The organism is Streptomyces sp. NPDC001678 (assembly GCF_042892945.1).
Lineage (GTDB): Bacteria > Actinomycetota > Actinomycetes > Streptomycetales > Streptomycetaceae > Streptomyces.
In genome coordinates, this window is the sequence record NZ_JBIAUP010000001.1 from 32,491 (window position 1) to 58,187 (window position 25,697).

At 73.1% G+C, this 25,697-nt stretch carries 27 protein-coding genes; 14 read left to right on the forward strand and 13 right to left on the reverse strand.

All coding sequences use genetic code 11. The features are described from left to right. The first annotated feature begins 88 nt into the window (after window positions 1-88). A complete protein-coding gene (locus ACFYZR_RS00185) occupies window positions 89-1,639 on the forward strand; it encodes a S8 family serine peptidase (protein WP_391902659.1) in 1,551 nt (516 codons plus the stop codon). Here ACFYZR_RS00185 and ACFYZR_RS00190 read toward each other — a convergent pair. Further along, window positions 1,594-2,400, reverse strand: a complete 807-nt coding sequence (locus ACFYZR_RS00190) for a lysoplasmalogenase (RefSeq protein ID WP_391902661.1) — start codon at window positions 2,398-2,400, stop codon at window positions 1,594-1,596. The genes ACFYZR_RS00185 and ACFYZR_RS00190 overlap by 46 nt on opposite strands. A gap of 26 nt (window positions 2,401-2,426) precedes the next feature. Then, window positions 2,427-3,338 carry a sterol desaturase family protein gene (locus ACFYZR_RS00195; protein ID WP_391902664.1) on the reverse strand — a complete coding sequence of 304 codons (912 nt, stop codon included), beginning with the start codon at window positions 3,336-3,338 and terminating at the stop codon, window positions 2,427-2,429. A 215-nt stretch (window positions 3,339-3,553) separates the two neighbouring features. On the opposite strand from ACFYZR_RS00195, the gene ACFYZR_RS00200 reads away from it, so the two are divergent. The 10 genes from ACFYZR_RS00200 (at window position 3,554) to ACFYZR_RS00245 (ending at window position 13,759) form a co-directional block, all read left to right on the forward strand. After that, window positions 3,554-6,538 (forward strand): MXAN_6230/SCO0854 family RING domain-containing protein, encoded by a 2,985-nt coding sequence (locus ACFYZR_RS00200; protein WP_391902667.1) that lies wholly within the window; start codon window positions 3,554-3,556, stop codon window positions 6,536-6,538. A 64-nt stretch (window positions 6,539-6,602) separates the two neighbouring features. Further along, entirely contained in the window at window positions 6,603-7,607 is a 1,005-nt protein-coding gene (locus ACFYZR_RS00205) for a DEDDh family exonuclease (RefSeq protein WP_391902670.1), read from the forward strand. Window positions 7,608-7,665: 58 nt separating this feature from the next. Next, complete coding sequence (locus ACFYZR_RS00210; RefSeq protein WP_391902673.1) at window positions 7,666-8,511, forward strand: SURF1 family protein; 846 nt, start codon at window positions 7,666-7,668, stop codon at window positions 8,509-8,511. A 30-nt stretch (window positions 8,512-8,541) separates the two neighbouring features. Beyond that, window positions 8,542-10,326, forward strand: coding sequence for a glycoside hydrolase family 15 protein (locus ACFYZR_RS00215; RefSeq protein ID WP_391902676.1), 1,785 nt, complete (start codon window positions 8,542-8,544; stop codon window positions 10,324-10,326). Between the two features lie 4 nt (window positions 10,327-10,330). After that, window positions 10,331-11,086: an SDR family oxidoreductase gene (locus ACFYZR_RS00220; protein WP_391902679.1), complete on the forward strand. Its 756-nt coding sequence runs from the start codon at window positions 10,331-10,333 to the stop codon at window positions 11,084-11,086. Window positions 11,087-11,280: 194 nt separating this feature from the next. Next, the gene (locus ACFYZR_RS00225; RefSeq protein WP_391902681.1) at window positions 11,281-11,499 is read left to right on the forward strand and encodes a hypothetical protein; all 219 of its coding nucleotides are present in this window, start codon (window positions 11,281-11,283) and stop codon (window positions 11,497-11,499) included. After that, entirely contained in the window at window positions 11,483-12,007 is a 525-nt protein-coding gene (locus ACFYZR_RS00230; protein ID WP_391902684.1) for a DUF6879 family protein, read from the forward strand. Before ACFYZR_RS00225 ends, ACFYZR_RS00230 begins: the two co-directional genes overlap by 17 nt. Continuing rightward, window positions 11,997-12,830, forward strand: coding sequence for a helix-turn-helix domain-containing protein (locus ACFYZR_RS00235; RefSeq protein WP_391902686.1), 834 nt, complete (start codon window positions 11,997-11,999; stop codon window positions 12,828-12,830). The genes ACFYZR_RS00230 and ACFYZR_RS00235 overlap by 11 nt, the downstream gene beginning before the upstream one ends. Before the next feature lie 146 nt (window positions 12,831-12,976). After that, window positions 12,977-13,201 (forward strand): DUF397 domain-containing protein, encoded by a 225-nt coding sequence (locus tag ACFYZR_RS00240; protein ID WP_391902689.1) that lies wholly within the window; start codon window positions 12,977-12,979, stop codon window positions 13,199-13,201. Between the two features lie 78 nt (window positions 13,202-13,279). Continuing rightward, complete coding sequence (locus ACFYZR_RS00245; RefSeq protein ID WP_391902692.1) at window positions 13,280-13,759, forward strand: hypothetical protein; 480 nt, start codon at window positions 13,280-13,282, stop codon at window positions 13,757-13,759. Here the strand turns inward: ACFYZR_RS00245 and amaP are convergent. The 8 genes from amaP to ACFYZR_RS00285 form a co-directional block, all read right to left on the reverse strand. Beyond that, a complete protein-coding gene (gene amaP / locus ACFYZR_RS00250) occupies window positions 13,721-14,317 on the reverse strand; it encodes an alkaline shock response membrane anchor protein AmaP (protein WP_391902694.1) in 597 nt (198 codons plus the stop codon). The genes ACFYZR_RS00245 and amaP overlap by 39 nt on opposite strands. A 22-nt stretch (window positions 14,318-14,339) precedes the next feature. Next, window positions 14,340-14,957, reverse strand: a complete 618-nt coding sequence (locus ACFYZR_RS00255; RefSeq protein WP_391902697.1) for a DUF6286 domain-containing protein — start codon at window positions 14,955-14,957, stop codon at window positions 14,340-14,342. Then, window positions 14,954-15,310, reverse strand: coding sequence for an Asp23/Gls24 family envelope stress response protein (locus ACFYZR_RS00260; protein WP_391902699.1), 357 nt, complete (start codon window positions 15,308-15,310; stop codon window positions 14,954-14,956). The genes ACFYZR_RS00255 and ACFYZR_RS00260 overlap by 4 nt, the downstream gene beginning before the upstream one ends. 3 nt (window positions 15,311-15,313) lie before the next feature. Then, entirely contained in the window at window positions 15,314-15,520 is a 207-nt protein-coding gene (locus ACFYZR_RS00265) for a hypothetical protein (protein WP_391902702.1), read from the reverse strand. A gap of 10 nt (window positions 15,521-15,530) precedes the next feature. Continuing rightward, the gene (locus ACFYZR_RS00270; protein WP_391902705.1) at window positions 15,531-16,007 is read right to left on the reverse strand and encodes an Asp23/Gls24 family envelope stress response protein; all 477 of its coding nucleotides are present in this window, start codon (window positions 16,005-16,007) and stop codon (window positions 15,531-15,533) included. A gap of 149 nt (window positions 16,008-16,156) precedes the next feature. Next, window positions 16,157-16,948 carry an enoyl-CoA hydratase/isomerase family protein gene (locus ACFYZR_RS00275; protein ID WP_391902708.1) on the reverse strand — a complete coding sequence of 264 codons (792 nt, stop codon included), beginning with the start codon at window positions 16,946-16,948 and terminating at the stop codon, window positions 16,157-16,159. A 115-nt stretch (window positions 16,949-17,063) separates the two neighbouring features. Beyond that, the gene (locus tag ACFYZR_RS00280) at window positions 17,064-17,285 is read right to left on the reverse strand and encodes a helix-turn-helix domain-containing protein (RefSeq protein WP_066977790.1); all 222 of its coding nucleotides are present in this window, start codon (window positions 17,283-17,285) and stop codon (window positions 17,064-17,066) included. Window positions 17,286-17,652: 367 nt separating this feature from the next. Continuing rightward, window positions 17,653-19,251, reverse strand: a complete 1,599-nt coding sequence (locus ACFYZR_RS00285; protein ID WP_391902711.1) for an ABC-F family ATP-binding cassette domain-containing protein — start codon at window positions 19,249-19,251, stop codon at window positions 17,653-17,655. 238 nt (window positions 19,252-19,489) lie between these two features. On the opposite strand from ACFYZR_RS00285, the gene ACFYZR_RS00290 reads away from it, so the two are divergent. After that, on the forward strand, window positions 19,490-20,380 hold the full coding sequence (locus ACFYZR_RS00290; RefSeq protein ID WP_391902714.1) for a neutral zinc metallopeptidase: 891 nt from the start codon (window positions 19,490-19,492) through the stop codon (window positions 20,378-20,380). A 12-nt stretch (window positions 20,381-20,392) separates the two neighbouring features. Next, window positions 20,393-20,824, forward strand: a complete 432-nt coding sequence (locus ACFYZR_RS00295) for a VOC family protein (RefSeq protein WP_391902717.1) — start codon at window positions 20,393-20,395, stop codon at window positions 20,822-20,824. Between the two features lie 63 nt (window positions 20,825-20,887). Here ACFYZR_RS00295 and ACFYZR_RS00300 read toward each other — a convergent pair whose 3' ends face one another. From ACFYZR_RS00300 to ACFYZR_RS00310, 3 genes are all read right to left on the reverse strand, one after another. Further along, window positions 20,888-22,312, reverse strand: coding sequence for a hypothetical protein (locus tag ACFYZR_RS00300; protein ID WP_391902719.1), 1,425 nt, complete (start codon window positions 22,310-22,312; stop codon window positions 20,888-20,890). A 122-nt stretch (window positions 22,313-22,434) separates the two neighbouring features. After that, window positions 22,435-23,586, reverse strand: coding sequence for an alpha/beta hydrolase (locus ACFYZR_RS00305; protein ID WP_391902722.1), 1,152 nt, complete (start codon window positions 23,584-23,586; stop codon window positions 22,435-22,437). 42 nt (window positions 23,587-23,628) lie between these two features. Further along, window positions 23,629-24,303, reverse strand: coding sequence for a class II aldolase/adducin family protein (locus tag ACFYZR_RS00310; protein WP_391902725.1), 675 nt, complete (start codon window positions 24,301-24,303; stop codon window positions 23,629-23,631). A gap of 111 nt (window positions 24,304-24,414) precedes the next feature. Here ACFYZR_RS00310 and ACFYZR_RS00315 point away from each other — a divergent pair, with 111 nt between their 5' ends. Then, entirely contained in the window at window positions 24,415-25,674 is a 1,260-nt protein-coding gene (locus ACFYZR_RS00315; protein WP_391902727.1) for an anion permease, read from the forward strand. Window positions 25,675-25,697: the final 23 nt, after the last annotated feature.

Sequence of the window (25,697 nt, forward strand, 5' to 3'; positions counted from 1 at the left end):
CCGCTGATCGGCGCTAGCTTCACTCGTCACACCCCGCCCCCGCACGCCCGTGCGCACGGGCGGATTTCCGGATGATGTGGAGAACTCCATGGCTCATCTGCGACTCAGACGACGCCGCGCCCTGCTGGCGGCCCCGCTCGGTCTGGCACTCACCGCCTCCCTCGGCTTCCTGCCGGGCGCGGCATCGGCCGCCCCCTCGGCGGGCGTTCCCGCGAAGGCCGCCGTCACCACGGACGGCCCGCTGCTCTCGTACGTCGTCAACATCAAGCCGGGCGCCCCCACGACGGGGCTGATCAAGAGGTCGATCGAACGGTCCAAGGGGACCATCGTGGCCTCGTACGACAAGATCGGCGTGATCGTCGTCCACTCGAAGAACCCGCACTTCGCGGAGACGCTGCGCGGCGTGCCGGGGGTGGCCTCGGCGGGCGCCACGCGCACCGCGCCGCTGCGGCAGGCCGCCACGACCGACTACGGCAAGCCGGAGAAGCTGAAGCTCACCAAGGAGGGCGCGCTGGCGGCGTCCCGTGACGCGGCGGCCGGCAAGGAGCCGCTGGAGGGCCTCCAGTGGGACCTCGGCGCCATCGGCGCGGACAAGGCCGCCAAGGTCAACCCGGGCAGCGGGAAGGTGACCGTCGCGGTCATCGACACCGGCGTGGACGACACCCACCCCGACCTCGCCCCGAACTTCGCCGCCGACAAGTCGGCCAGTTGTGTCACCGGCAAGGCCGACACCGGCCCCGGCGCGTGGCGCCCCCACAACCCGGACAAGGACTACCACGGCACCCATGTCGCCGGCACGATCGCCGCGGCCCGCAACGGCGTGGGCGTCGCGGGTGTCGCTCCCGGCGCGAAGGTCTCCGCCATCAAGGTGAGCACCCCGGACGACAACTCGTTCTTCTACGCCGAGAGCGTCGTCTGCGCCTTCGTCTTCGCCGCCGACCACGGCGCCGGGGTGACGAACAACAGCTACTACGTGGACCCGTGGATGTTCAACTGCCCCGACAACGCGGACCAGAAGGCGATAGCCGACGCGGTCGGCCGGGCCGCGCGGTACGCCCAGGACAAGGGCGTGGTCAACGTCGCCGCCGCGGGCAACTCCAACTTCGACCTGTCGGCCAAGGAGATAGCGGACGCCTCCAGCCCGAACGACTCCACGCCGCTGCCCCGGAAGATAGACCCCAAGGTCTGCCTCGACGTCCCCTCGCAGCTGCCGGGCGTCGTCACCGTCTCCGCCACCGGCGCGCAGGGGCAGAAGTCGTTCTACTCCAGCTACGGGCTGAACTCCGTCGACGTCGCCGCCCCCGGCGGTGACAACCTCCAGGTGCCCGAGCTGCCCGGCAAGGACGGCCGCATCCTCTCCACGATGCCGGGCGGCGACTGGGCGTACCTCCAGGGCACCTCGATGGCCAGCCCGCACGTGGCGGGTGTGGCGGCGCTGCTGAAGAGCACCCACCCGAAGTCCAGCCCGCAGGAGATCCAGTGGCTGATGAAGGCCCAGGCGAAGAACCCGGGCTGCCCCAAGGCCGCGTACGACCCCGACGGCACCGGCAAGTGGAAGGCCACCTGTGCCGGCACCAAGCACGTGAACGGCTTCTACGGCTTCGGCGTCGTGGACGCCCTGGCGGCGGTCCGGGACTGATCTGACCCGTGCCCGACGGAGGGGCCGGCCGGCGACCGGCCGGCCTCTTCCGTCTCTCGCTCGGCCTGCTCCAGCTCGTTGTGGCACCGCAGCACCCCGTGGGCCAGCAGCCCCTGAGCGGCGAGATAGGTGAGCATGACCCAGAACTGGGGTGCCGGGGCCTGCGGCCACTTGGCCAGTCCGCTCGCGAGGAGCGTGTCCGACAGCAGGAACAGCGCCCCGCCCGCACCGGTCCGCAGGCGGGCACGGGTGGCGCCGAGCGCCATCGCCGTCAGCAGCAGGCTGTAGAGCGCGACCGGCACCCGCAGCTCCCCGTCCAGGCCGGGCCACAGCAGGACGACCGCGGTGAGCCAGGCGGCGGTGTAGAGGGCCGCCAGCCGGTACGTCCGGGCGCCGCCGGGGCTGCCGTGCCGGGCGAAGAGCAGCAGGTAGCAGACGTGCCCGGCGGCGAAGGACCCCATGCCCAGCAGGAAGGCCGGGCCCCCGGAGTCCCCGCCCACCTGGAGCAGGGTGTCGCCCCCGCAGCCGAGGAGCAGCGCGCCCGCGAGCAGCGGCGGTCCGCCGCGCAGCAGCGCGTGGGCGGCGAGCAGCGGCATCAGCGCGGGCTTGGTGGCGTGGGCGAGGAGCGTGGCGCCCGTGAGCAGGGCGGTCAGATGGACCAGCGCCGTGCCGCCGAAGGCCGCCAGCGCCGCTGTGGCAGCGCGGTCCCGGCTCGCGCGAACCGCTCCAGCTCGAGCCGCTCCCGCTCGGGCCGCTTTCATACGGGCCGCTTTCACACGAGCCGCTCTCACGCGACCCGCTCGGGGACCGTCGCCGGCTTCGTCGCCTTCTCCGCCTTCGTCGCCTTCTCCGTCGTCGTCTCGGACGTACGGTCCGGCTGCCAGCCGGGGCCCCGGAAGACCCGCCCGAACCGCTCCCGCCAGCTCCGCGCCGCCTTCACGTCGCGCCCGATGGCCGCGTACTCGTGGGTGGCGACGCGCAGCGGGTTGTAGGTGTGGATGTTCTTCGTCAGGCCGTAGACCGGACGCTCCCCCTCCGGCACGAAGGACCCGAACATCCGGTCCCAGACGATGAGGATTCCGCCGAAGTTGCGGTCCAGGTAACCCCCTTGCGAGGCGTGGTGGACCCGGTGGTGCGAGGGCGTGTTCAGCACGTACTCGAGGGGCCGGGGCAGCTTGCCGACCCGCTCGGTGTGCACCCAGAACTGGTAGACGAGGTTGACCGACGAGCAGAACGCCACCGCCGCCGGGTGCACCCCGGCCAGCACCATCGGCACATAGAACGGCCAGACCGTCAGCGTGGTCCACGGCTGGCGCAGCGCGGTGGTGAAGTTGAACTTGCGGCTGGAGTGGTGCACCACGTGGCAGGCCCACAGGATCCGTACGACGTGGTGGCCCCGGTGGGACCAGTAGTAGCAGAAGTCCTGCGCGAGCAGCATCAGCGGCAGCGTCCACCACAGCACGGGCACGCGCAGGGGGGTGAGTTCGTAGAGGGCCGTGTAGACCGCGACGATCGGGATCTTCCACAGCGCGTCGAAGAGGAGGCTGCCCAGCCCCATGCCGACGCTGGTCGCCGCGTCCTTGGCCTCGTAGCCCTCGGAGCGGTCGTCGGGATGCAGCCGGTAGCTCACCAACTCCAGTGCGGTGAGCAGGATGAAGGCGGGTATGGACCACAGGACCACGTCCGGTAGGTGCGGCATGGCCGCACCATAAGCGCGCCGGAGGGCGGGCCGCTAGGGGTTGTTACCAACGGGTACCGCAGCTGGGAAAAGGGTTGGCCGCCTTGATCGGCCCCTGCCTAGAATCGGGGTGCGGGGGCGGCTCCGCGGTGTGCTTCCTTCTCCTCATCGCCAAAATGAATCCGAGCGCGCCCGCTCTCCGCCCCCGTTTTCGCTTTCTCAGGGGGATCCGCTTCGTGTCCACGCTCCATGCCGTGCTGCTCCGCCGCGCCCGGACCGTCTACGTCGACCATGAGCCGTCGCCGCCCGCCGCGGTGAGCGCGCCCGCCGTCGCGGCCGGACTGACCGCGCTGGAGGGCGAGTTGCTGGACCGGGGGCACGCGCTGACCGAACCGCTGCGCACGGCGCTGGCGGGTGCCGGGGCGCGGGCCCTCGCCGATGCCGGGCGGGGTCTGCTGCACGCGATCGACGCGCAGCTGGGCGCCGACCGTACGCACATGCCGCTCTTCCGCGGCTTCCCCCGGTCGGTGCCGAAGGACACGGACGCCCTCTTCGTGGACCGGGTCTTCGGCCTGCTGCTCCAGCGGCCGGAACAGCCGTGCGTGCTGTGCGGCACGGTCGGGGCCGTGCTGCCCGTCGCGCCGTGCGCGCATCTGGTGTGCCGCTCCTGCTGGGACGGCGCGGACTACACGGGCTGCCCGCTGTGCCACCGGCGCGTCAACCGTACGGATCCCTTCCTGCGGCCCGCCCGGCCCGACGGCGCCGTCGCCCGGTCGTATCCGGACGAGCCGCTGCGGCTGCTCGTGCTGGGCACCTCGCGGACGGCGGACGCGGCCGCCGAGCTGACCGGGCTGCTGGCCCGCGCCACGCCGCTGTCCCCGCGGGACCGCGACGACGTCAAGGTCCTCCTGGCACACGCCGAGCCGGGCGGCCTGGGCTGGCTGCCCGCCGACGTCCCCGTACGCGAGACCAGGGCGCTGGTGCTCGGCACGCTGCTGCGCGACGGCGGGCCCACGACCGTCGCCGCCGTGCGGGAGCGGCTGCCGAAGCTGCTGACGACCGCCACGGATGTGCTGCGCCTGCTGTGGGTGTGGTCCGGCGGCGAGGCGGACCTGCTGTCGGCGCCCCGGCTGCGCGGGGTGCCGCGCGGGCTGCGGCGCGAACTGCTGGCCGTCCTGGACGGATTCGCGACGCCCTCGCTCGTCGAGGACCTGCTCCGGCACCCGGAGGCGTGGAAGCGCGCGGCGGAGCTCCTCCACCCCTTCGAGGGACACGCGCGGCACCCACGAGCGGCACTGGCCTTCGCGGCGCTGCGGGGCACGGAGGTCTCGGGTGCGGAGGCGCTGGGCGAGGCACTGCTGCGGACGGCGGCGGAGCACCCGGAGGCGGTGACGGTGCGGGGCGACGGCTCCGGCGGGGCTGCTGACAGGGCGTGGCGGCCGGGGAGCGGCGGTCCCGTGCCCCCGCACGGTGTCCGGATCGTCGCGCGCACCTGGGCGGGCCGGGTCGAGGAGGCGCTGCGGCGCGGGGACGCCGCCGGGGCCGTGGCGCTGCTGGCGCGGCGGCCCGGCGAGCTGGTGCGGCGGCTGGACCAGCTGCTGCGCGTGTACGGGGGCGAGGAGCTCGCGCCCGAGCTGGGCGCGGCGCTGGAGCACGGCCTGCCGAAGGCCGGTCCCGGGCCGCTGCTCGGGGCGCTGGGCGCGCTGCGGGGGCGGCATCTGCCGTCGTCGCGGCGGGTGTTCTTCCCCCGGGGCCGGGTGGGCGGGGCGCGGGGCGTGGACGACATCCGGCCGCCGCTGCCCGCCGCGCTGGTGGCCCGGGTCGCCGGGCTGCTGGAGGCCGAGGTGGTACGGCGGCTCGGCGCGGCGTCCCGCTACGAGCTCGCCGTGCTGGACCCGGGGCTGGCGTCCCTGGCGGCGCCGTTCGCCGAGCGGTCCTCGGCGGCGTCGCTCGTCGCGGTGCCGCGCGGCAGCGAGCTGCGGCTGCCCGGGGGCCGGGTGCTGCGGCTGTTCCTGCACTGGCTGGAGCCCGAGGGCACCCGGGTGGACCTCGATCTGTCGGTGGCGTTCTTCGACGAGGACTGGCGTGCGGTCGGGCTGTGCGACTACACGCGGCTGCGGTACCGGGGCGACGCCGCCGTGCACTCCGGCGACCTGACCTCGGCACCGCCGCCGGACGGCGCGACCGAGTACGTCGACCTGGACCTGACGGCGCTCGCCGGGGCCGGGGCGCGCTATGCCGTGCCGGTGGTCTTCAGCTTCAACGACGTGCCCTTCGACGAGCTGCCGGACGCCTTCGCGGGGTTCATGACCGTCTCCGGCACCACCGCGGCGCGGGACGCGTCGTACGACCCCCGGTCGGTACGGCAGCGCTTCGACCTGGCCGGGGAGTCCCGGATCTGCGCACCGATGATCGTGGACCTGGCGGACGGGCGCGCGCTGTGGACCGATGTCCACCTTCCGGGTGACAGCGGTGTGCACGACCTCGGCCGGCACGGGGATGTGCTGGGCGCGCTCGCACGGGATCTGTGGGGACACTTCACGGGCGGGGCGCGGGTGACTCTGTGGGACGTGGCCTGCTGGCACGCGGCGGCGCGGTGCGACGAGACGGTCGTCGTGCGGCGCGCGTACGGCGCGGCGTCGGACGGGCCGGGCGAGCCCGGCGCGGGCACGGACCGCTCGCTCGCGGGCGGCACGGGCGCGGACCGCGCGGGTGCGGGCGGGCCGGGCACGGACAGGCCGCGTACGGACGACCCGCGCGTGGGCAGCGCGGGCACGCCGGACCCGGGCACGGACCGCGCCGACATGGCCGCCTTCCGCGCAGGCGCTGCGGGCACGCCCGTCCCGGGCACGGACCACCCGCCCACCGGCGACGCGGGCGCGGCCCGCCCGGGCACGGCCGCCCCAGCCGTGGTCGGCCCGGGCGGCGAACTGTGGCGCTACCGGCGTCGCGACGGCGAGGGCGTCGCCGCCTTCGCGGCGCGGCTGCGCGCGCTGGGCGTGCCGGACTCCCGGGAGCCGGCCGGCAGTGCGGGCAGTGGCGGCCACGCCGCCGCACGCGTGGCCGACGGCCGCCACGTCTTCCTCGCGTTCGTCGAGGGGGACGGGCTGTCCCCGGTCGGCGCGACCGGCACGGTCTACCGGCTCTTCCCCGGTGCTGTCGACGCGTGCGCGGGGCCGGAGCGGGTGACGGCAGGCGGGCTGCTGGCGGAGCTGGCCTGAACCCGGCCGCGCCGGAACCGGCCGGATCCCGCGTTGTCAGCGGTGGCCCGTAAGCTCTTGGACCATGCTCGAAGACCGCACCGCCGCCGCATCGCCCACCCCGTGGCCGGCCGCGTATCCCGAGGGGTACGCGGTCGTCGACGTGGAGACCACCGGGCTCGCCCGGGACGACCGGATAATCTCGGCCGCGGTCTACCAGCTGGACGCCCAGGGGCAGGTGGAGGACCAGTGGTACACGCTGGTCAACCCGCAGCGCGACCCGGGCCCGGTGTGGATCCACGGGCTGACGTCCGAAGTGCTCGCGGACGCGCCGCTGTTCCAGGACATCGCCGGCGAGTTCGCCAAGCGGCTCGACGGCCGGGTCCTCGTCGCGCACAACGCGGCCTTCGACTGGTCGATGATCGCCCGGGAGTACGCCCGGGCGGGCACCACCGCCCCGGTGCGGCAGCGGCTGTGCACCATCGCGCTGTCGAAGGAGCTGAAGCTCCCCCTGCCGAACCACAAGCTGGAGTCGCTCGCCGCGCACTACGGCGTCGTGCAGCAGCGCGCCCACCACGCGCTGGACGACGCCCGGGTGCTGGCCGAGGCGTTCCGGCCGAGCCTCCACCTGGCGGCGGGGGCGGGGCTGCGGCTGCCGCTGCTGGCCTGCCAGCCGCTGACCGAGTGGTCCGACGGCCCGACGGCCGCGCCGGCGTACTCGGCGAGGGTCGGTTATCAGCCGTCCTACCGGGGCGGCACCGGCACCTGGCGGGCCAGCCGCAAGCGCCCGGCGTGCCCCTACCCCAACCCCGGCCGTTACGCGCCGGGCGGGCAGCTCAAGCAGGGGATGCGGGTGGCGTTCTCCGGGGACACCTCCATCGACCGGGAGCTGCTGGAGGACCGGGCCGTGGAGGCGGGTCTCCATGTGGCCACGAGCATCTCCCGGCTCACCAGTGTGCTGGTGACCAACGACCCCGGCTCCCCCACCTCCAAGGTCGTCAAGGCCCGCTCGTTCGGTACGCCCGTGATCGACGAGGCGGCGTTCGTCCAGCTGCTGTCGCACGTCACCCCGGCGGAGGGCGGCGCCTGAGCGAGGGGGCGGGCCCCCGTGGCAAGGGGGGCGAACCCCACCAGGTACCGTCAAACGCGTGTACCGCTTCCTGCTGACCCGGCAGTGGGTGATCCTCACGCTCGTGGGGCTCGCCCTCATTCCGGCGATGATCAAACTGGGCTTCTGGCAGTTCCACCGCCATGAGCAGAGGGTCGCGCGCAACGACCGGATCGCCCACAGCCTGGCGTACGCCCCCGCGCCCGTCGGCACGCTCAGCGCCCCCGGCCGTGAGGTCCCGCAGGAGAACGTCTGGCGCAAGGTCACCGCGACCGGCACCTTCGACACCAAGGGCGAGGTCGTCGTCCGCTACCGCACCGACGAGTCCGGCAAGTCCGGCTTTATGGTGATCACGCCGCTGGTGCTGGACAACGGTACGGCGCTCCTCGTCAACCGCGGCTGGATCCCCGCCGACGGCGGCCAGCTGGCGTTCCCGGCCGTCCCCGCGGCGCCCTCCGGCAAGGTCACCGTCACGGGCCGGCTGCGCGCCGACGAGACGCCGGGCAGCGGCATCAAGGACACCAAGGGCCTGCCGCCCCGCATGATCATGCTCATCAACAGCGAGCGCCAGGCCAAGGAGCTCCACCGCCCCGTCCTCGGCGGCTATGTCGAGCTGATCTCCCCCACGGGCGACAAGCAGCCCCAGCCCGTACCCGACCCGGACCACAGCAGCATCGGCAACCACATGGCGTATGCCGTCCAGTGGTGGCTGTTCAGCGCGTGCGTGCCCGTCGGCTGGTTCGTCCTGGTCCGCCGAGAGCGCCGCGACCGGGCCGCCGACGCCGCGGCAGCGGCCGCGACCGCTTCCACCGCCGCTGCCGAAGCCGCGTCCGCCGGGGGCGGCGAGGACGGCGAGGTCGCCCGGACAGCCGCGCCTGCGGAGTAGCCCGCGCGGGGCCGGGGAAGGACGCCCCGCGTGTCAGCACTCATCGAGGACTACGCGCTCATCGGCGATCTGCAAACCGCCGCCCTCGTCGGCCGGAACGGCTCCGTCGACTGGCTCTGCCTGCCCCGCTTCGACTCGGCCGCCTGCTTCGCCGCGCTGCTCGGCGGCGAGGACCACGGCCACTGGCGGCTCGCCCCCGTGGGCGCCGGCGAGTGCGCCCACCGCTCCTACGCCGCCGACTCCCTCGTCCTGGAATCCGTCTGGGAGACCGACGACGGCACCGTCAAGGTCACCGACTTCATGCCGCAGCGCGACCGCGCCCCCGACCTCGTCCGGATCGTCGAGGGCGTCAGCGGGTCCGTCGAGATGCTGGGCGTGCTGCGGCTGCGGTTCGGCCACGGCGCGATCGTCCCCTGGATGCGCCGCGGCGACGGCCACCACGTCGCCGTCGCCGGCCCCGACTCCGTCTGGCTGCGCAGCGAGCCGCCCGTGACCACCTACGGCCGGGACTTCAGCACCCGCTCGGAGTTCACGGTCGAGGCCGGGCAGAAGGTCGCCTTCGTCCTCACCTGGCACCCCTCCCACGAGCCCCGCCCCGCGCTCGTCGACCCCCATGACGCCCTGCGCCACAGCCTGGCCGACTGGCGCGCGTGGGCCGGCCGCTGCCGGTTCCGCGGCCCGTACCGCGAGGCCGTGCTGCGTTCCCTGCTCACCCTCAAGGCCCTCACCTACGCGCCCACCGGCGGGATCGTCGCCGCCCCCACCACCTCCCTGCCCGAGGAGATCGGCGGCGTACGCAACTGGGACTACCGGTTCTGCTGGCTGCGCGACTCCACCCTCACCCTGGAGACCCTCCTCGCGCTCGGCTACGAGGACGAGGCCCGGGCGTGGCGCGACTGGCTGCTGCGCGCGGTCGCCGGCGACCCAGCCGACCTCCAGATCATGTACGGGCTGGCGGGCGAGCGCCGGCTGCCCGAGTCGGAGCTGGAATGGCTGCCCGGCTACGAGCGGTCCTACCCCGTCCGGGTCGGCAACCGGGCGGCGGGCCAGCTCCAGCTCGACGTCTACGGCGAGGTCATCGACTCCCTGCGCGCGGCGCGCCGCGGCGGTCTCGGCGACCGGCCGCACGCCTGGAACATCCAGCGCCGCTTCCTGGAGTTCCTCAAGGACCACTGGCGCGAGCCCGACTCGGGGCTGTGGGAGGTGCGCGGCCCGCGCCGCCACTTCACCCACTCGAAGGTGATGGCCTGGGTCGCCGCCGACCGCGCGGTGCGCACCCTGGAGGAGGACCCCTCGCTCCGCGGCGACCTCGACGGCTGGCGGGCCCTGCGCGACGAGATCCACCGGGACGTCTGCGAGCGGGGCTACGACGCCGAACGCGGCACGTTCACGCAGTACTACGGCTCGCGGGAGCTCGACGCGGCCGCCCTCCTCATCCCCCGCGTCGGCTTCCTGCCGCCCGACGACCCCCGCGTCGTCTCGACGGTCGACACGCTCCGGCGCGAACTGCCGCACCACGGCCTCGTCCGCCGCTACAGCGTCGAGGGCGAGCCGGTGGACGGCGTGCCCGGTGGCGAGGGCGCCTTCCTGGCCTGCTCGTTCTGGCTGGCCGACGCGCTGTTCCTGACCGGCCGGACGAAGGAGGCCCGCGAGCTCTTCGAGCGGCTCCTCGCCGTGCGCAACGACGTCGGCCTGCTCGCCGAGGAGTACGACCCCGAGGCCGGCCGGCAGCTCGGCAACTTCCCCCAGGCCTTCAGCCACATCGGCCTGGTGGGCACGGCCCTTCTGCTGACGGGGCGGGACACGGCAGACTGACGCCATGGATCTTGGACTTGAGGACCGGGTGTACGTACTGACCGGCGCGAGCCGCGGCCTGGGCTTCGCCACCGCCCGCGCGCTGGTCGCCGACGGGGCCCGCGTGGTGATCTCCGGGCGGGACGCGAAGACGGCCGAGGCGGCGGCCGGGGAACTCGGCGCGGGCGCCGTCGGCGTGGCCGCCGACAACGCCGACCCCGCCTCGGCCGAGCGGCTCCTGGACACCGCCCGGGAGCGCTTCGGCCGCCTGGACGGCGTACTCATCAGCGTCGGCGGCCCGCCGCCCGGCTCGGCCGCCGACAACGACGACGACCAGTGGCGCGCCGCCTTCGAATCCGTCTTCCTCGGCGCGGTCCGGCTGGCCCGCGCGGCGGCCGGCGCGCTCGGCGAGGGCGGTGTGATCGGCTTCGTCCTCTCGGCGTCGGTCCACGAGCCGATCCCCGGCCTGACGATCTCCAACGGCCTCCGCCCGGGTCTCGCGGGCTTCGCCAAGTCCCTCTCCCTGGAGGTCGCCCCACGCGGCATCCGCGTCGTCGGCCTGCTGCCGGGCCGCATCGCGACGGACCGCATGCGCGAGCTCGACGCCCTCTCCGGCGACCCGGAAACCGCCCGCGCCCGCCGCTCGGCGACGATCCCGCTGGGGCGGTACGGACAGCCGGACGAGTTCGGCCGGACGGCCGCGTTCCTGCTGTCGCCGGCGGCGTCGTATGTGACGGGTGTGATGCTGCCGGTGGACGGCGGGGCGCGTCACGGGTTCTGAGGGCGGTCCGGTTTGCCTGCCCGGAGCGCCGGGCCGCGACGAGGCTCACGCTCCGGGCACCGCCCTTCCGGCCGCCCCGGGCACGGTTTATGCGATCACGCGAATATCCGCGTCTCCGCATGGACGGCAGTCCGCGGCTCCCCTACGGTCGTGGTCGCCCGACCCGACAGGGCTCGATCACAAGGGGGTTCACCATGGCGCGCCAGGAACTCACCCGGCTTACCGGCAGCGCGAACGGGAACGGGAACAGTGAATGCGGCGAGGACGACTGCCCGAACGTCTACCGGACGGCCACCGGATCGTTCCTGGTTCAGGGCGAGACGTCCGAGGCCTTCAAGCCCTCGGTCGGCGAAGGGCTCGTGGAGATCCCCGAGCGCGTACTGAGGGAGGCGTTTCGTGCTCTTGGATGGTGAGGCATGGCAGGCACGATTCCTGGGCTTCGAACGGGAAGCATGGCGCCTTGAAACCCTGCCGCAGTACCTCATGCCGCAGGAGACCCAGGAGCTGCAGGCGTTCCGCAACGGGGCCCGCGTCGACCCCGCCACGGTATCGACCGGCTACACCGACCGGCTGCGCCGACAAGTGGGCGAGGGACGTGCTCAGGGACGGGTCCACATCGTCACCCGACCGCTGTCCGAGTACCTGCGATTCGAATTCTCGCGGTACTACGCACCCCACACCCTCGCAGGTGAAGAAATCCGCATCCTCGACGTGACCGGCCGCAGGAACCCTCTCGAAGGAGTCCGCGACTTCTGGATGTTCGACCGCGCCGAGGTGGTACTCATGCACTACCACCCGGACGGCAGGCAGATCAGCCGCGAAGTCCACGAAGGCGATGTGGCACATTTCGTCGAATACCAGCGAATCGCCATGGAAGAGTCGGTGCCCTTCGAGGAGTATGTGAAGGGCCTTGACCTTTGAGCCGGAAAGGCTGGGTCAGTCCAGGTCGGACCTAGCGGAATCGCTGCGAGACCAACGGCGGCGAGCCGGGAGGACGCAGACCTGGCTCGCCCGCCGCTGCGCGATGTCCCAAACAAAGATCAGCAACATCGAAAGCGGGAAACTCACACCCACTATTGTCGATGTAGAGCTGATACTGGAAGCCCTCGGGGTCGCCGGCCCTCTCGCCGCTCAGGTTCTCATCCTGGCTCGAACGGCCAACACGGAGTGGCAAGACAATTGGTCGTCCCGCCGCAGAGGTCTCGATAAAAAACAGAACGAGCTGGCGCGACTAGAATCCATTACGACAGAGTTCCGTTTCTTCCTTCTGTCGATGATCACCGGTCTGCTCGCCACGCCGGAATATGTACGGGCCAGCATCGCCGACGTGCCCGGCGACCAGTCCAAGACTGTCGCCAAGAAGCTGGAACGGCAGAGCGTGCTCTATGACTCGTCGAAATTCTTTACATTCCTGCTCACGGAACAGGCCGCACGCTGGCCGCTCCTCCCACCCATGGCGATGGCCATGCAGCTCGACCGGCTTGCTTCGGTTTCCCGAATCCCGAACGTACGCCTCGGCATCATTCCGTTGAGCGGCTGCATTCCAGAGACTCCCCTGAGCACCTTCACTGTCTACGACCGACGACTGGCCACGGTCGAGACCGGCACAGGAGCCTTGATCCTCCGGGATCATCGCGACGTAACCGCATACCGGGCGGACTTCGACCGCTACGAGGAATATGCGCTTTTCGGTGAAGCGGCCAGGGAGAAACTGGCGGAATGGTCAGCGGCCTGCCGTCGGTGATCTTTACCCCAGGACGTGAATAAAACTGGTCTCGACGCGTCACGAGCCCCACGATGTGCCAATGTCCGTGGACGCCGGGGCACCCACGCAACAAACCAATGCCGATGGCTGCCTCTGCGTCCTCCTATCGCTCAGGAAGGTTCGCCATGACTGACCTGTACGGGCTCGACATCGACGGCGCTCGATTCGCCACGGCGTGCGGCGGCAACACCCACCCCGACGGCGAATCCTGCATCACCCTCGCCCGCATCGCCGAGGACGCCTACGCCCTCGGCGACAGCAAGCGGCCCGACGCGCAGCCGCTGAGGTTCACCACCGCCGAGCTGAACGCGGCGGGCATCGACCCCGGCCGCTTCGGCCTCACGGCCTGACCGGCCCCGTAACCGGCGGCCCCCGCCTTCCGGAGGAGGCGGGGGCCGTCACCCACGTTCCCCGGACAGGAAGACGAGTTGCACGTTCACGGGTACCTCTGGGCTGGCGAGAAGGCCGCCTTCGACAAGGAGAGCGTCCGCCGCCCACCACCGTCCGTCCCACCGGCCCCCACCAGCCCCGACGAGGTACAGCAGCGCTACCGCGAAGCCGTCACCGCCTGGAAGACCACCGACATCCCGCCCATCGAGACGGCCCTGTGGCTGCTGAAACCACCCAGGCTGATCCAGGGCACATGGGACGAGCCCAAGGAAGCCGCCGAGTGGCTGGCGGAACGGCTGACCGAGCACACGCCCCGGCCGGCGGCCCTCGCCGCCTCCGCCGCCGAGCGGCTGGCACAGGGCGGTGACGTATCGCTCGGGTTCTACCTGCGCGGCACCTCGTTCCTGTCCGTGGCGCTGGTGACCTGCTCCCCGAACCGCGCGCGACCGGAACTCGGCTGCCCCCTCCGCCAACCCCCGTCACCCCACCCGCTCCGCCCGGTGCCTCACCGCCCGTAGCCGTACCTCCGCCGGGAGCCGGGCCAGGCCCGCCGACACCCGTGCGTGGTGGAGGACTTCCTCCCGTAGTCGGGCCAGCGCCGCCCCCGGTGCCCCGTGGGCGCCCAGGGTCAGGACGACCCGTGCCCGGGGCGCGGTCCGGCGGCCGCTCAGCTCGACGGCCGCCCGTTCCACCCCCGGCATCCCCTCCGCCTCCGCTTCCATGACCTCCTCCAGCGCCCGTCCCCGCACCGACGCCACCTCTCCGCCGCCGCTGTGGACGACCACCGCGCGCAGCCGGCGTCGGCGGGCCTGGGCAGAGAGCCACCACGCGGCCAGCAGGACGACGACGGCCAGGGTCGCGATGACCACCGGCCACCACCAGCCCCTGTCGCGCCACCTGCGCAGGTCCGCGCCCGGCAGCAGCACGTCGTCCGGGCCGTCGAACGGCCAGGACGACGGCAGTTCGAAGCCCCAGCGGCGCGGCAGGTCCAGCGCGCCGATCAGCACCGCGGCGCCGAGCGCCAGCAGCAGCGCTCCGGCGAGCCCGGTCAGCAGCCGGTTGACGGTCTTCAGCACCGCGAAAACCACCCCACCCCGGTCACTTCTTCGCCGGGCGTCGTACGTGCACGGACAGGGACGGCTCCCGGGCCAGCCCCAGCTCTCTCACGCCCTCGGCCAGTACGGTGTTCACGTCCGTCCGCACCTCGTCCAGGTCCCGGAAGTGGGAGCGGGCCCGGGCGCGGACCACGCGCCGGCCGACGTCGACGCGGACGCTCTGGACGCCGGGGACTTCCATCACCCGGTCGCGGAGCACCAGGGCCGCCGCCCCGCGTTCCAGTCCGGCCCGTACCCCGTCGTCGCCCGTGCCGTCGGCGCGGCGCATCGGCAGCACTCCGCGCAGGCCCGGGGCGACGGCGAGGACGATCAGCCAGCAGCCGACGAGAACGGCCGCCACCGCACCGGCGATCACCAGCCCGTCGCCCAGGTGACGGGTCGCCAGCTCGTGGGCGAGCCGGCGGCGCCAGGCCATGGCGGGGTGGCCGGCGCGGACGGCGGCGATGTCGTAGAGCAAGAGCCCGGCGACGGCCAGGGTCGCGGCCGCGAGCAGGGCGGCGGGCAGCCTGCGCGTGGACCGGAAGCGGGGGACGCGGCCGCCCTCGGCGACCTGGGGTGTCCCCTCCCCGGCCGTCTTCTCCAGTGACACGGGACCGCTCATCGCACCCGCACCCCCGCTGTCCGGCCGGTGTGCGCGGAGTGCAGCCGCTCGACCGTGATGACCACCTCGGGCACTTCCATCCCCGTCAGTTCCCCGACCCGTTCGGCGATCCGCTCACGCACGGCACGGCAGCGCGCGCCGATGTCGGCGGGGTAGTCCAGCTCCACGAGGACCCGTACCCGGGCGGAGCCGTCGTGGACGACGACGGAGGCGCGCGGGGGCTCATGGTCCTCGGGTGGTGCCGTGCCGCTCAGCGCCTCCAGGGCCGCCCGGGAGGCGATCTTCGCGACGACACGGTCGGCGATCCGGGTGGCGCCGCGCTCGGCGGGCACCACCGCGCGTCCTCCCCGCACGCCCTACCTCCCGTGCCGGTCACGGTCGCGGTCGCGCGGACGCAGCAGCCGTGAGAACTCACCCGGTTCCAGATCGCCGTCGAGGAGCCGCCCGGCCACGAACCCGAGCGCGCCCAGCGCTGCTACCAGCAGAAAAGCGCCGAACCCCCCGAAGTAGCCGGCGAAACCGAGCGCCATGCCGGCGATCATGCCGGCCACGGCCATGCTCATCACGCGCTCCTCACTGGAGCCTGGGCTCCGGCTCTTCCTCTTCCTCGTCCGGCAGCTTGACGTCGGTCACGGCGATGTTGACCTCGACGACCTCCAGGCCCGTCATCCGCTCCACCGCCGTGATGACGTTTTCCCGCACGGCGCGGGCGACATCCGCGATGGCGACGCCGTAATCCACCACGATCTCCAGATCGAGGGCCGTCTGGACCTCACCGACCTCGGCCTTCACTCCCCGGGCGACGGACCGCCCGCCGGGCACCCGGTCGCGGACGGCCCCGAAGGTGCGGGACAGACCGCTGCCCAGGGCGTGGACGCCGACGACGTCGCGGGCCGCGAGGCCGGCGATCTTCTCCACGACGCCGTCGGCGATGGTGGTGCGACCCCGCTCGGCGGGGGCGACCGGCTCCTTGCCGGAGCCGGGGGGCCGGCCCACGGCGGGGCCGGACTTCTGACCGGTCTGGTGGGGCTGACTCGATGTGTCGGTCATCGGCGTTCGCCTCTCTTCCCGTCCCTAGCCACCATAGGCGGGGTCGCCGCGCCCCGCTTGGGCGATCGAGGGGAAGTACCGAGGGAAGTATCGAGGGGAAATCCGGCCCGGCGCCGGTCAGGAGGAGGGGCGCGGGAAGCTCTTCGGTGTCACTCCCCGAGGCCCGCGAGGTCGCGCAGCCGGCGCGCCTGCGCCGCGCGCTCCGCGACGCGCTGCTCCTCGTACGTACGGTCGAGGGCGCCGCGCAGCAGTGCCTTGGTCTCGACGACCGCGTCGCGCGGCGCCGCCAGCAGGGCCGCGGTGAGGTCGGCGGTGGCGGCGGGGAGCTCCGCGAGGGGGACGACCACATTGGCCAGGCCGATGCGCTCGGCCTCGGCGGCGTGGACGAAGCGGCCCGTGGCACAGATCTCCAGCGCCCGGGCATAGCCCACGAGCGACACCAGCGGATGGGTGCCGGTGAGGTCGGGCACCAGCCCCAGGCTGGTCTCGCGCATGGCGAACTGCGCGTCGTCGGCACAGACGCGCAGGTCGCAGGCGAGGGCGAGCTGGAAGCCCGCGCCGATGGCATGGCCCTGGACGGCGGCTATGGAGACGATGTCGCTGCGCCGCCACCAGGTGAACGCCTCCTGGTACGCGGCGATCTCGGCGTCCAGCGCCTCGTCGGTGCCGCGGGCCAGGTCCAGGAAGGACGGCTCGCCGTCGAAGCCCTCGGGCGTGAACGCCTGCCGGTCGAGGCCGGCGGAGAAGGACTTGCCCTCGCCCTGGAGCACCACGACCCGCACGGTGCCCGGCAGCCGCCGTCCCGCCTCGGTCAGCGCCCGCCAGAGCGCGGGCGACTGCGCGTTGCGCTTGGCGGGGTTGGTGAGGGTGACGGTGGCCACCGTGTCATCGACGGTGAGTCGTACGCCGTCCTGGTCGAGCAAGGTCTCGCTGGCAGTCATGGGGGCCTCCGAATTGCCCGCAGTCATTTATGTGACTGCACAGTAACCACCCGGACGGCCGGTCGGCCGACCGGGTGGGACTGTCCTGACCGCTTTTCTCACAAGGTGCGCGGCGTCAGACCGAGGCGGCCTTCTTGCCGCGCGTCGCTCCACCGCGGCCCCGCAGGACCACGCCGGATTCCGTGAGCATCCGGTGGACGAAGCCATAGGAGCGACCGGTCTCTTCGGCCAGCGCCCTGATGCTCGCACCGGAGTCGTACTTCTTCTTCAGGTCTGCCGCGAGCTTTTCGCGCGCGGCGCCGGTCACCCGGCTGCCCTTCTTCAGAGTCTCGGCCACCCGTGCCTCCTCATGGGAGATGCGCCTCTTGTCTCTCATGATCACCCCTAGGCGGCCTCCTGGCCACCCATTCGGCAAGGTCCATAAGAAGTCCAAGGGAACGGACGTCCGTGTTTTCCGGCCACGACAGGCCCTGGAGCAGGCAATTCCGCATGATCGGGCTCGTACGGCCGTACGGGTGGCGAGGCGAAGCGGCAGGTCAGACAGGGCCCCGTACCGCGCGGCGCGAACGGCGCCCCGCATCCCGTACAGCGCGTGCGCCGGAGCGACGGAGGGTGACCCGGTACGAGCCGCCCTCACTCAGATGATGGATCACGCCTCGGCCGAATGATCGGGACCGCACTGATCAAGAGCGGTCCCGGGCCGGTCAGGCGAGCGCGACGAGGTCCGCGTAGTCCGGGCCCCACAGGTCCTCGACGCCGTCCGGGAGCAGGATGATCCGCTCCGGCTCCAGGGCGTCCACGGCGCCCTCGTCGTGCGTCACCAGCACCACGGCGCCCTTGTAGGTGCGCAGCGCGCCGAGGATCTCCTCGCGGCTGGCCGGGTCGAGGTTGTTGGTGGGCTCGTCGAGGAGGAGGACGTTGGCGGAGGAGACGACGAGCGTGGCCAGCGCCAGCCGGGTCTTCTCACCGCCGGAGAGCACGCCCGCGGGCTTGTCGACGTCGTCGCCGGAGAACAGGAAGGAGCCCAGCACCTTGCGGACCTCGACGAGATCGAGGTCGGGCGCGGAGGAGCGCATGTTCTCCAGGACCGTGCGCTCCGGGTCCAGCGTCTCGTGCTCCTGGGCGTAGTAGCCCAGCTTGAGGCCGTGACCGGGGGTGACGGCGCCGGTGTCGGGCTTCTCGGCGCCCGCGAGCAGCCGCAGCAGGGTGGTCTTGCCGGCGCCGTTGAGGCCGAGGATGACCACGCGGGAGCCCTTGTCGATGGCCAGGTCGACGTCGGTGAAGATCTCCAGCGAGCCGTAGGACTTGGACAGGCCCTCGGCGGTGAGCGGGGTCTTCCCGCAGGGCGCGGGCTCGGGGAAGCGGAGCTTGGCGACCTTGTCGGAGACGCGCACCGCCTCCAGGCCCGAGAGCAGCTTCTCGGCCCGCTTGGCCATGTTCTGCGCGGCGACGGTCTTGGTGGCCTTGGCGCGCATCTTGTCGGCCTGCGAATTGAGGGCCGCGGCCTTCTTCTCGGCGTTCTGCCGCTCGCGCTTGCGGCGCTTCTCGTCGGCCTCGCGCTGCTGCTGGTAGAGCTTCCAGCCCATGTTGTAGACGTCGATCTGCGAACGGTTCGCGTCGAGGTAGAAGACCTTGTTGACGACCGTCTCGACTAGGTCGACGTCGTGGGAGATCACGATGAAGCCGCCGCGGTAGGTCCTGAGGTAGTCCCGCAGCCAGGCGATGGAGTCGGCGTCGAGGTGGTTGGTGGGCTCGTCCAGGAGCAGGGTGTCGGCGTCCGAGAAGAGGATCCGGGCCAGCTCGACCCGGCGGCGCTGACCACCGGAGAGGGTGTGCAGCGGCTGGGTGAGGATACGGTCGGGCAGGCCGAGGCTGGCGGCGATGGTCGCGGCCTCCGCCTCGGCGGCGTAACCGCCCTTGGTCAGGAACTCCGTCTCCAGGCGCTCGTACTTCTTCATGGCCTTCTCGCGGGTGGCGCCCTTGCCGTTCGCCATCCGGTCCTCGTTCTCCCGCATCTTGCGCAGGACGGCGTCGAGGCCGCGCGCGGAGAGGATGCGGTCGCGGGCGAGCACGTCGAGATCGCCGGTGCGGGGGTCCTGCGGGAGGTAGCCGACCTCACCGGAGCGGGAGATGGTGCCCGCGGCGGGGATGCCCTCACCGGCGAGGCACTTGGTGAGGGTGGTCTTGCCCGCGCCGTTGCGGCCGACCAGGCCGACGCGGTCGCCCTTGGCGATGCGGAACGAGGCGGACTCGATGAGGACGCGTGCGCCGGCGCGCAGCTCGATACCGGATGCGGTGATCACGAGGGGTTCTACTCCTGGGCAGTGATGGACGGCGGAGGGACGGACTCGGTCGCGATGACGCCGTCTAATGCACGAGGAGGAATGCCATACGGACCAGTCTAACGGGGGCGCGCAAGCCGATTCGCGGGTCACCCGCCACACCCGGACGTGCCGGAGAGCGCGGGGCCGGGGCGATTCGCCGATACTCGGGGTGGACAGCCCTTACCGGTGAGCGGTGGAGCCGAGAGGCGGTGGGCACGTGCAGTTCGACGACGACGCGGACCTCGACACCTCCCAGGTGCAGGACCAGCGGGGCGGTGGCATCCCGGGCGGTGGGCTGACCATCGGCGGTGGCATCGTGGGGCTGATCGCGCTGGCCCTGGGGCTCTTCTTCGGCATCGGGCCGAACGAGCTGGGGCTGAGCTCCCAGGGGCCGGGCCCCGCAGCGTCGCCCAGCACGGACCAGCAGGTCTCCCGGACCTGCCGCACCGGCAAGGACGCCAACACCCGCCAGGACTGCCGGATCGTCGCGATCGTCAACAGCGCCCAGTCGTTCTGGAGCCAGGAGCTGGCCCGGCGCTCCATGACGTACACACCCGCCTCGACGGTCCTCTTCACCGGCCGGACGAACACCGCCTGCGGGGCCGCCACCTCGGCGGTCGGGCCGTTCTACTGCCCCGGCGACCGCAAGGTCTATCTGGACCTGGGCTTCTTCGACGAGCTGAAATCCAAGTTCGGCGCGAGCGGCGGCCCCTTCGCCCAGGCGTACGTCGTCGCCCACGAGTACGGGCACCACATCCAGAACCTCCAGGGCACGCTCTCCCGCGCCCAGGACCGGCTCACGGGGGCGGGCAGCAACTCGGTCAAGGTCGAGCTCCAGGCCGACTGCTACGCCGGGGTCTGGGCCAAGCACGCGACGACCACCCCGGACAAGTCCACCGGCCGGCCGCTGATCAAGCAGCTGACCAAGGCCGACATCGACGACGGGCTCTCCGCGGCGGCCGCGGTGGGGGACGACCGCATCCAGGAGAAGTTCCAGGGGCGGGTCACCCCGGAGAGCTGGACGCACGGCTCGGCGGCCCAGCGCCAGCAGTGGTTCACCACCGGCTACACCACGGGCGACATGGCCCGCTGCGACACCTTCCGCTGAGGAGTGAACGTCATGGCAGACCCGCACATCGCAGCGCCGGCCGTCAGCCCGGCGCTGCTCTACCACGACGCGAAGGCGGCGATCCGCCTGCTCACGGAGGCCTTCGGCTTCGCCCAGAGCGCGCTCTACGAGAGCGAGGACGGCACGGTCCTCCACGCCGAGCTCGTCTACGGCAACGGCATCGTGATGATCGGCTCCAAGGGCCGGGGCGGTGTCTTCGACGAGGCCATGGCGGGCGGCGGGCCCTCGGGCGTCTACGTCGTCGTCGAGGACACCGACGCCCACCACCGCCGGGCCGTCGAGCACGGCGCGGAGATCGTGATGCCCCCGACGGACCAGGAGTACGGCTCCCGGGACTACATGGCCCGGGACGCCGAGGGCAACGTCTGGAGCTTCGGAACGTACGCCCCGAAGGGGCCCCAGTTCGGCCCCTCCGGCGTTTAGCCACCCCAGCCCCTCCGGCGTTTGAGGAGCGGGGTCCGGGGCGGAGCCCCGGGAAACGCCTCCCTACGCACCCCCGGTGTGCACCTGGAATGCGGCCCGCCGCACCGCCTTCGCCAAGGCCGGGTCCGGATGCGCCGCCGCCAAGGCAACGAGCACCTGCACCGTCCGCGGATGCCCCACCGCCCGTACCTCCTCCAGCAGCCCCGGCACGGTCCCCTGCACCGCCGAGTCCAGGTGCCGCACCAGCAGCCGGCTCTCCCCGTGGTCCGCGACCGCGGCCGCCGTGTCCACCCACAGCCAGGTCGCCTCCTCCCGGCTGAGCACCTCGGCGGCCTCCTCCGGGTCGTGCCCCTCGTGCTCGGCGAGCCACAGCAGGGCGTACGGGCGCAGTACCGGCTCCTCGGCCGACGAGCGGACCGCCGGCTCGGCGGGGGCGCCCACCGCGCGCAGGGCCTCGAAGGCCAGGCCGCGCACCATCGCGTCGTCGCCCCGGGCCGCGTCCAGCAGCTCCGTGACGGCGCTGCGCACGGGCCGGGCGGCGAGCCAGGCGCGGTACTCGGCGCGGGCGGGGCCCGGGGTGAGGTCGGCGCAGCCGCGCAGCATGGCCTCGGCGGACAGCTCGATGTTCCCGGCGGGGCTCTGGGCTGCCACGCAGATCTGCTCCAGCTTGACCCACACCGCCCAGTTCCCGAGCGGCGTGAGCAGGGCCTCGGCGCGGGGGCCGGTGCCGCCGCGCATGACGAGCGCGCCGACCGAGGCGAGCCCTTCGAGGGCCCAGTCCAGCAGCCCCGGCAGCGGGTCGCCGGCGGTGGGGGCGGGCGGGACGGCGGGGCAGGCGCCCGGCGGGACCGGCGCGTCGTAGGGGATCTCGCACCGCTCGGCGCGGATCTCGGCCACCCGCTGTTGGAGGAGGTCGAGGAGCATCGCCACGGAGACCGGCCCGGCGGACAGGTGCATCACGGACAGCAGCTGGGGGGCGGCCTCGACGACCTCGGCCGCGATGGTGGAGTCGGTGCCGGGGGGCTCGGGGTGGGCCAGGGACCAGGCGTCGAAGAGCGCGACCCAGCCGCGCAGCACGGCGCTGTCGTCCCGCTCCCAGGCGGTGAGCCGCCAGCCGGGGCGGGCGGTGCCGCCGTGCAGCTCCAGCAGCCCGGCGAGCCGGGCGCGGTCCCAGTCGGTGCGCACCGGGGCGGGGGGCAGGTCCAGGGCGGCCGCGGCGCGCTCGGCCTCCTCGGCGGCGAGGCCGCCGCCGGCGCCCGGCCGCAGGGTCGTGCCCCGGGAGCACTCGTCGGCCGCCCAGCGGGCCAGGCGGACCGCGCCGGCCAGCCAGGCTCTGGCCTGGCGGGCGAGTTCCGGCCGGGCCGGGGTGCCGGCGGGCGGGCGGGGCGCCGGGCGGGCGCCCCGGTTCGCCACGGCCCGGCGGGCGGCGGTGATCGGCTGTCGGGGGACGAGTCTGAGCCGGGAGTCGCGCGGAGTACGGGACGTCACAGGAGCAGTCTTGCCGTTCACGCTCCGAAAACCCAATCGGAATCAACTATCCAGCCGTCGGCGACCTGTGGTGGGACGTCATACGGGGGGTGTGTGCGAGGCGCGAGCGCCCTGTTCGCGCCCTACATCAGGGGGGTCAGGAAGCGCCGCAGGGCCTCTTCGTAGCCCGTGGGATCGACGTTCCAGGAGGCCGCGTGGCCCGCTCCGCGAACGGTCCGCAGCGTGATCAGTTCCGGTCGCCGGGCGGCGAGTTCACGGGAGTGGAGGAGGGGCGCGATGGGGTCGTCGGTGCCGTGGACGACGAGGGCGGGGACGTCCAGGAGGGTGGGGTCGGCGGCGGCCAGCAGGCCCTCGGGGGCCAGACCGGTGCGTCCCTCCGTCGCCCGGACCGCAAGCGGAATGAGCGCGGCCGGGAGCCGGTGGGCGGCCAGGGCGGCCAGCGCGGCGGGCCAGTCGAGGAGCGGCGCGTCCAGGACGACGCCCGCGACGCGGTCGCTCAGCGCGGAGCCGGTGTCCCGCAGGGCGGTGAACAGCGCCATCGTCGCGCCCGTGGACCAGCCGTACAGGATGACGCGACGGGCGCCGTTGCGGACGGCGTAGCGGACGGCGGCATCCAGATCCCGCCACTCCCGGGCGCCGAAGTGGCTGATTCCATGCGCCGGGCGGGGGGCGCCGGGGTCGCCCCGGTAGGAGAGGGCGAGGACGGGGAGGCGCTGCCGGTGGAGGAACGGCAGCACGGTCATGGTGTGCTCCCGGGTGGTGCCCAGGCCGTGCACGGCGATCACCCAGGTGTCGCGGGCACCGGGCACGAACCAGGCGGGCAGCGGGCCGAGCTCGCCGGGCACCTCCACGTCGGCGTGGTCGAGGCCGAGGGCGTCGCGCGGGTTGCCCCGGTGGGTCTGCGGGGTGAGCCAGACCCGGTCGCCGGGGGCCGGGGCGCCGTGGGTGACGCGCTCCAGGTGCCGGACCACGCAGTCGTGGGGGTGCGAGACGTCGGCGACGACGTCGCCTACGACGGCGGCCAGGCCCCGGCCGGCCAGCCCGTAGGTGCCGGGGCGCAGCGTGGCCGGGGCGCGGGTGAGCGTGATCGTGCCGGGGGTGGTGGCGGTGCCGGGGGTGATGTCGTGGACGGTGAGCCGGTGCTCGCCCGGGGGCGGGTGGCCGGGCAGGGTCCGCAGGGCGGCGTCGCCGGCGTACCGTCCGGCCGCCACGACGGCGGCCCCGGCACCGATCAGCGTGGTGGCGGCGACGGCCGCCACTCCTTTCAGGCCCATCCCCTCCAGTCTGGTCCCGTGCGGGCCGCCGGGCGACTCGGCTCAGCCGGGCTGTCCGTAGCCCCGGTACTTGGCGGCGACCTCGGCCAGCCGCTCGGGGCTCAGCAGGGTGGGGGTGCGGCCGGGGACGGACGAGGCGGTGAGCCAGACCCGGCACATCCACTCCAGCTGGGCGGTGCGGTCGTAGGCGGCCTCCAGGGTGGCGCCGTGGGTGAGGGTGCCGTGGTTGCGGAGCAGGCAGCCGGTGCGTCCTTCGAGGGCCCGGAGGGTGTGGGCGGCCAGCTCGTCGGTGCCGTAGAGGGCGTAGGGGGCGACGCGGACGGGTCCGCCGAGGGCGGCGGCCATGTAGTGGATCAGGGGCACCTCGTCGACGAGCGTGGAGACGGCGGTGGCGTGGGTGGCGTGGGTGTGGACGATCGCGGCGGCGTCGGTGGCGCGGTAGACGGCGAGGTGCATGGGCAGTTCGCTGGTGGGGGCGAGCTCGCCGAGGACCTGGCGGCCGTCCAGGTCGACGCCGACGGCGTCGCCGGGGCCGAGCCGGTCGTAGGGCACCCCGCTGGGCGTGACAAGGACCACGTCACCGACCCTTGCGGAGACGTTTCCCGAGGTGCCGACGACCAGTCGGTCGGCGGTGCTCCTGCGGGCCGTGGCCACGACATCGGCCCAGGTCCGGCTGATGTCGTCGGGTGCGGCGGGGGTCTGCTCACCGGTCTTCATGATCTTCGCCTCCGGGCGGTGTCATCGGGGGGCCCGAGCCAGTTCACCTTCCGTTCACCCGGAGTCCCTACGGTCGCCGCGTACTGACCATCGAACTGATTGCCTGGGTGAATGGAAAACATCACGCTTCTCATCGGGATCGTGATCGTCACGGCCTTGGTGTTCGACTTTACGAACGGCTTCCACGACACGGCCAACGCCATGGCCACCACCATCTCGACCGGAGCGCTCAAGCCCAAGACCGCAGTGGCCATGTCGGCCGTGCTCAACCTGGTCGGGGCGTTCCTGTCCGTCGAGGTCGCGAAGACGATCTCCGGAGGCATCATCGATGAGAGTGCCGGCATCAGACCAGAGGTGATCTTCGCCGGGCTGGTCGGCGCGATCGTCTGGAATCTCCTGACCTGGCTGGCGGGCCTGCCCTCCAGCTCCTCGCACGCCCTCTTCGGCGGTCTGATCGGCGCCACCGTCGCGTCCGTCGGCTTCGACGCGGTCAACGCCGACAAGGTCGTCATGAAGGTCCTCATCCCCGCGGTCGCCGCCCCGATCGTGGCGGGCATCGCCGCCTGGGCCGCCACCCGCCTGACGTTCCGCCTGACCAAGGGCCGCGACGAGCAGGAGACCGCGAAGGGCTACCGCGCCGGCCAGATCGCCTCGGCCGCCCTGGTCTCCCTCGCCCACGGCACCAACGACGCCCAGAAGACCATGGGTGTCATCACCCTGGCCCTGGTCACCGGCGGCGTCGTCGCCCCGCACTCCGACCCGCCGCTGTGGGTCGTCGTCTCCGCGGGCCTGGCCATCGCGCTCGGTACGTACCTGGGCGGCTGGCGCATCATCCAGACGCTCGGCAAGGGTCTCGCCGACATCAAGCCGGCGCAGGGCTTCGCCGCCCAGACCGGTGCCGCGACCGTGATCCTCGCCTCCTCGCACATCGGCTTCGCGCTCTCCACCACCCAGGTCTGCTCCGGCTCGATCATGGGCTCCGGCCTGGGCCGCAAGGGCGGCGTGGTGCGCTGGTCGACCGCTGGCCGCATGGTCGCCGCGTGGGGCCTGACCCTCCCGGCCGCGGGCCTCGTCGCCGCCGGCGCCGCGCTCCTGGCCGACCAGGGCGACTGGGGCATCGCCGCCGTCGCCGTCCTGGGCCTCGGGGTCTCCGGCGCCATCTGGGCGGCCTCGCGCCGCAAGCCGGTCACCCACGACAACGTCAACGACCCGGGCACGCCGCAGGGCCTCCCCGAGGAGCCCGTCGGTGTCGTCACGGCCGCCCTTCAGGCCGTGGCCCCGCCGCCCGCCGGCTCCCTGACCCCGGCCGCCGCCCAGGTCACCCCGGCACCCGCCACCCCGGCCGCCCCCGCCGCCGCGACGACCGGCTGACGCCGGGCAACGGAGGAAGAACC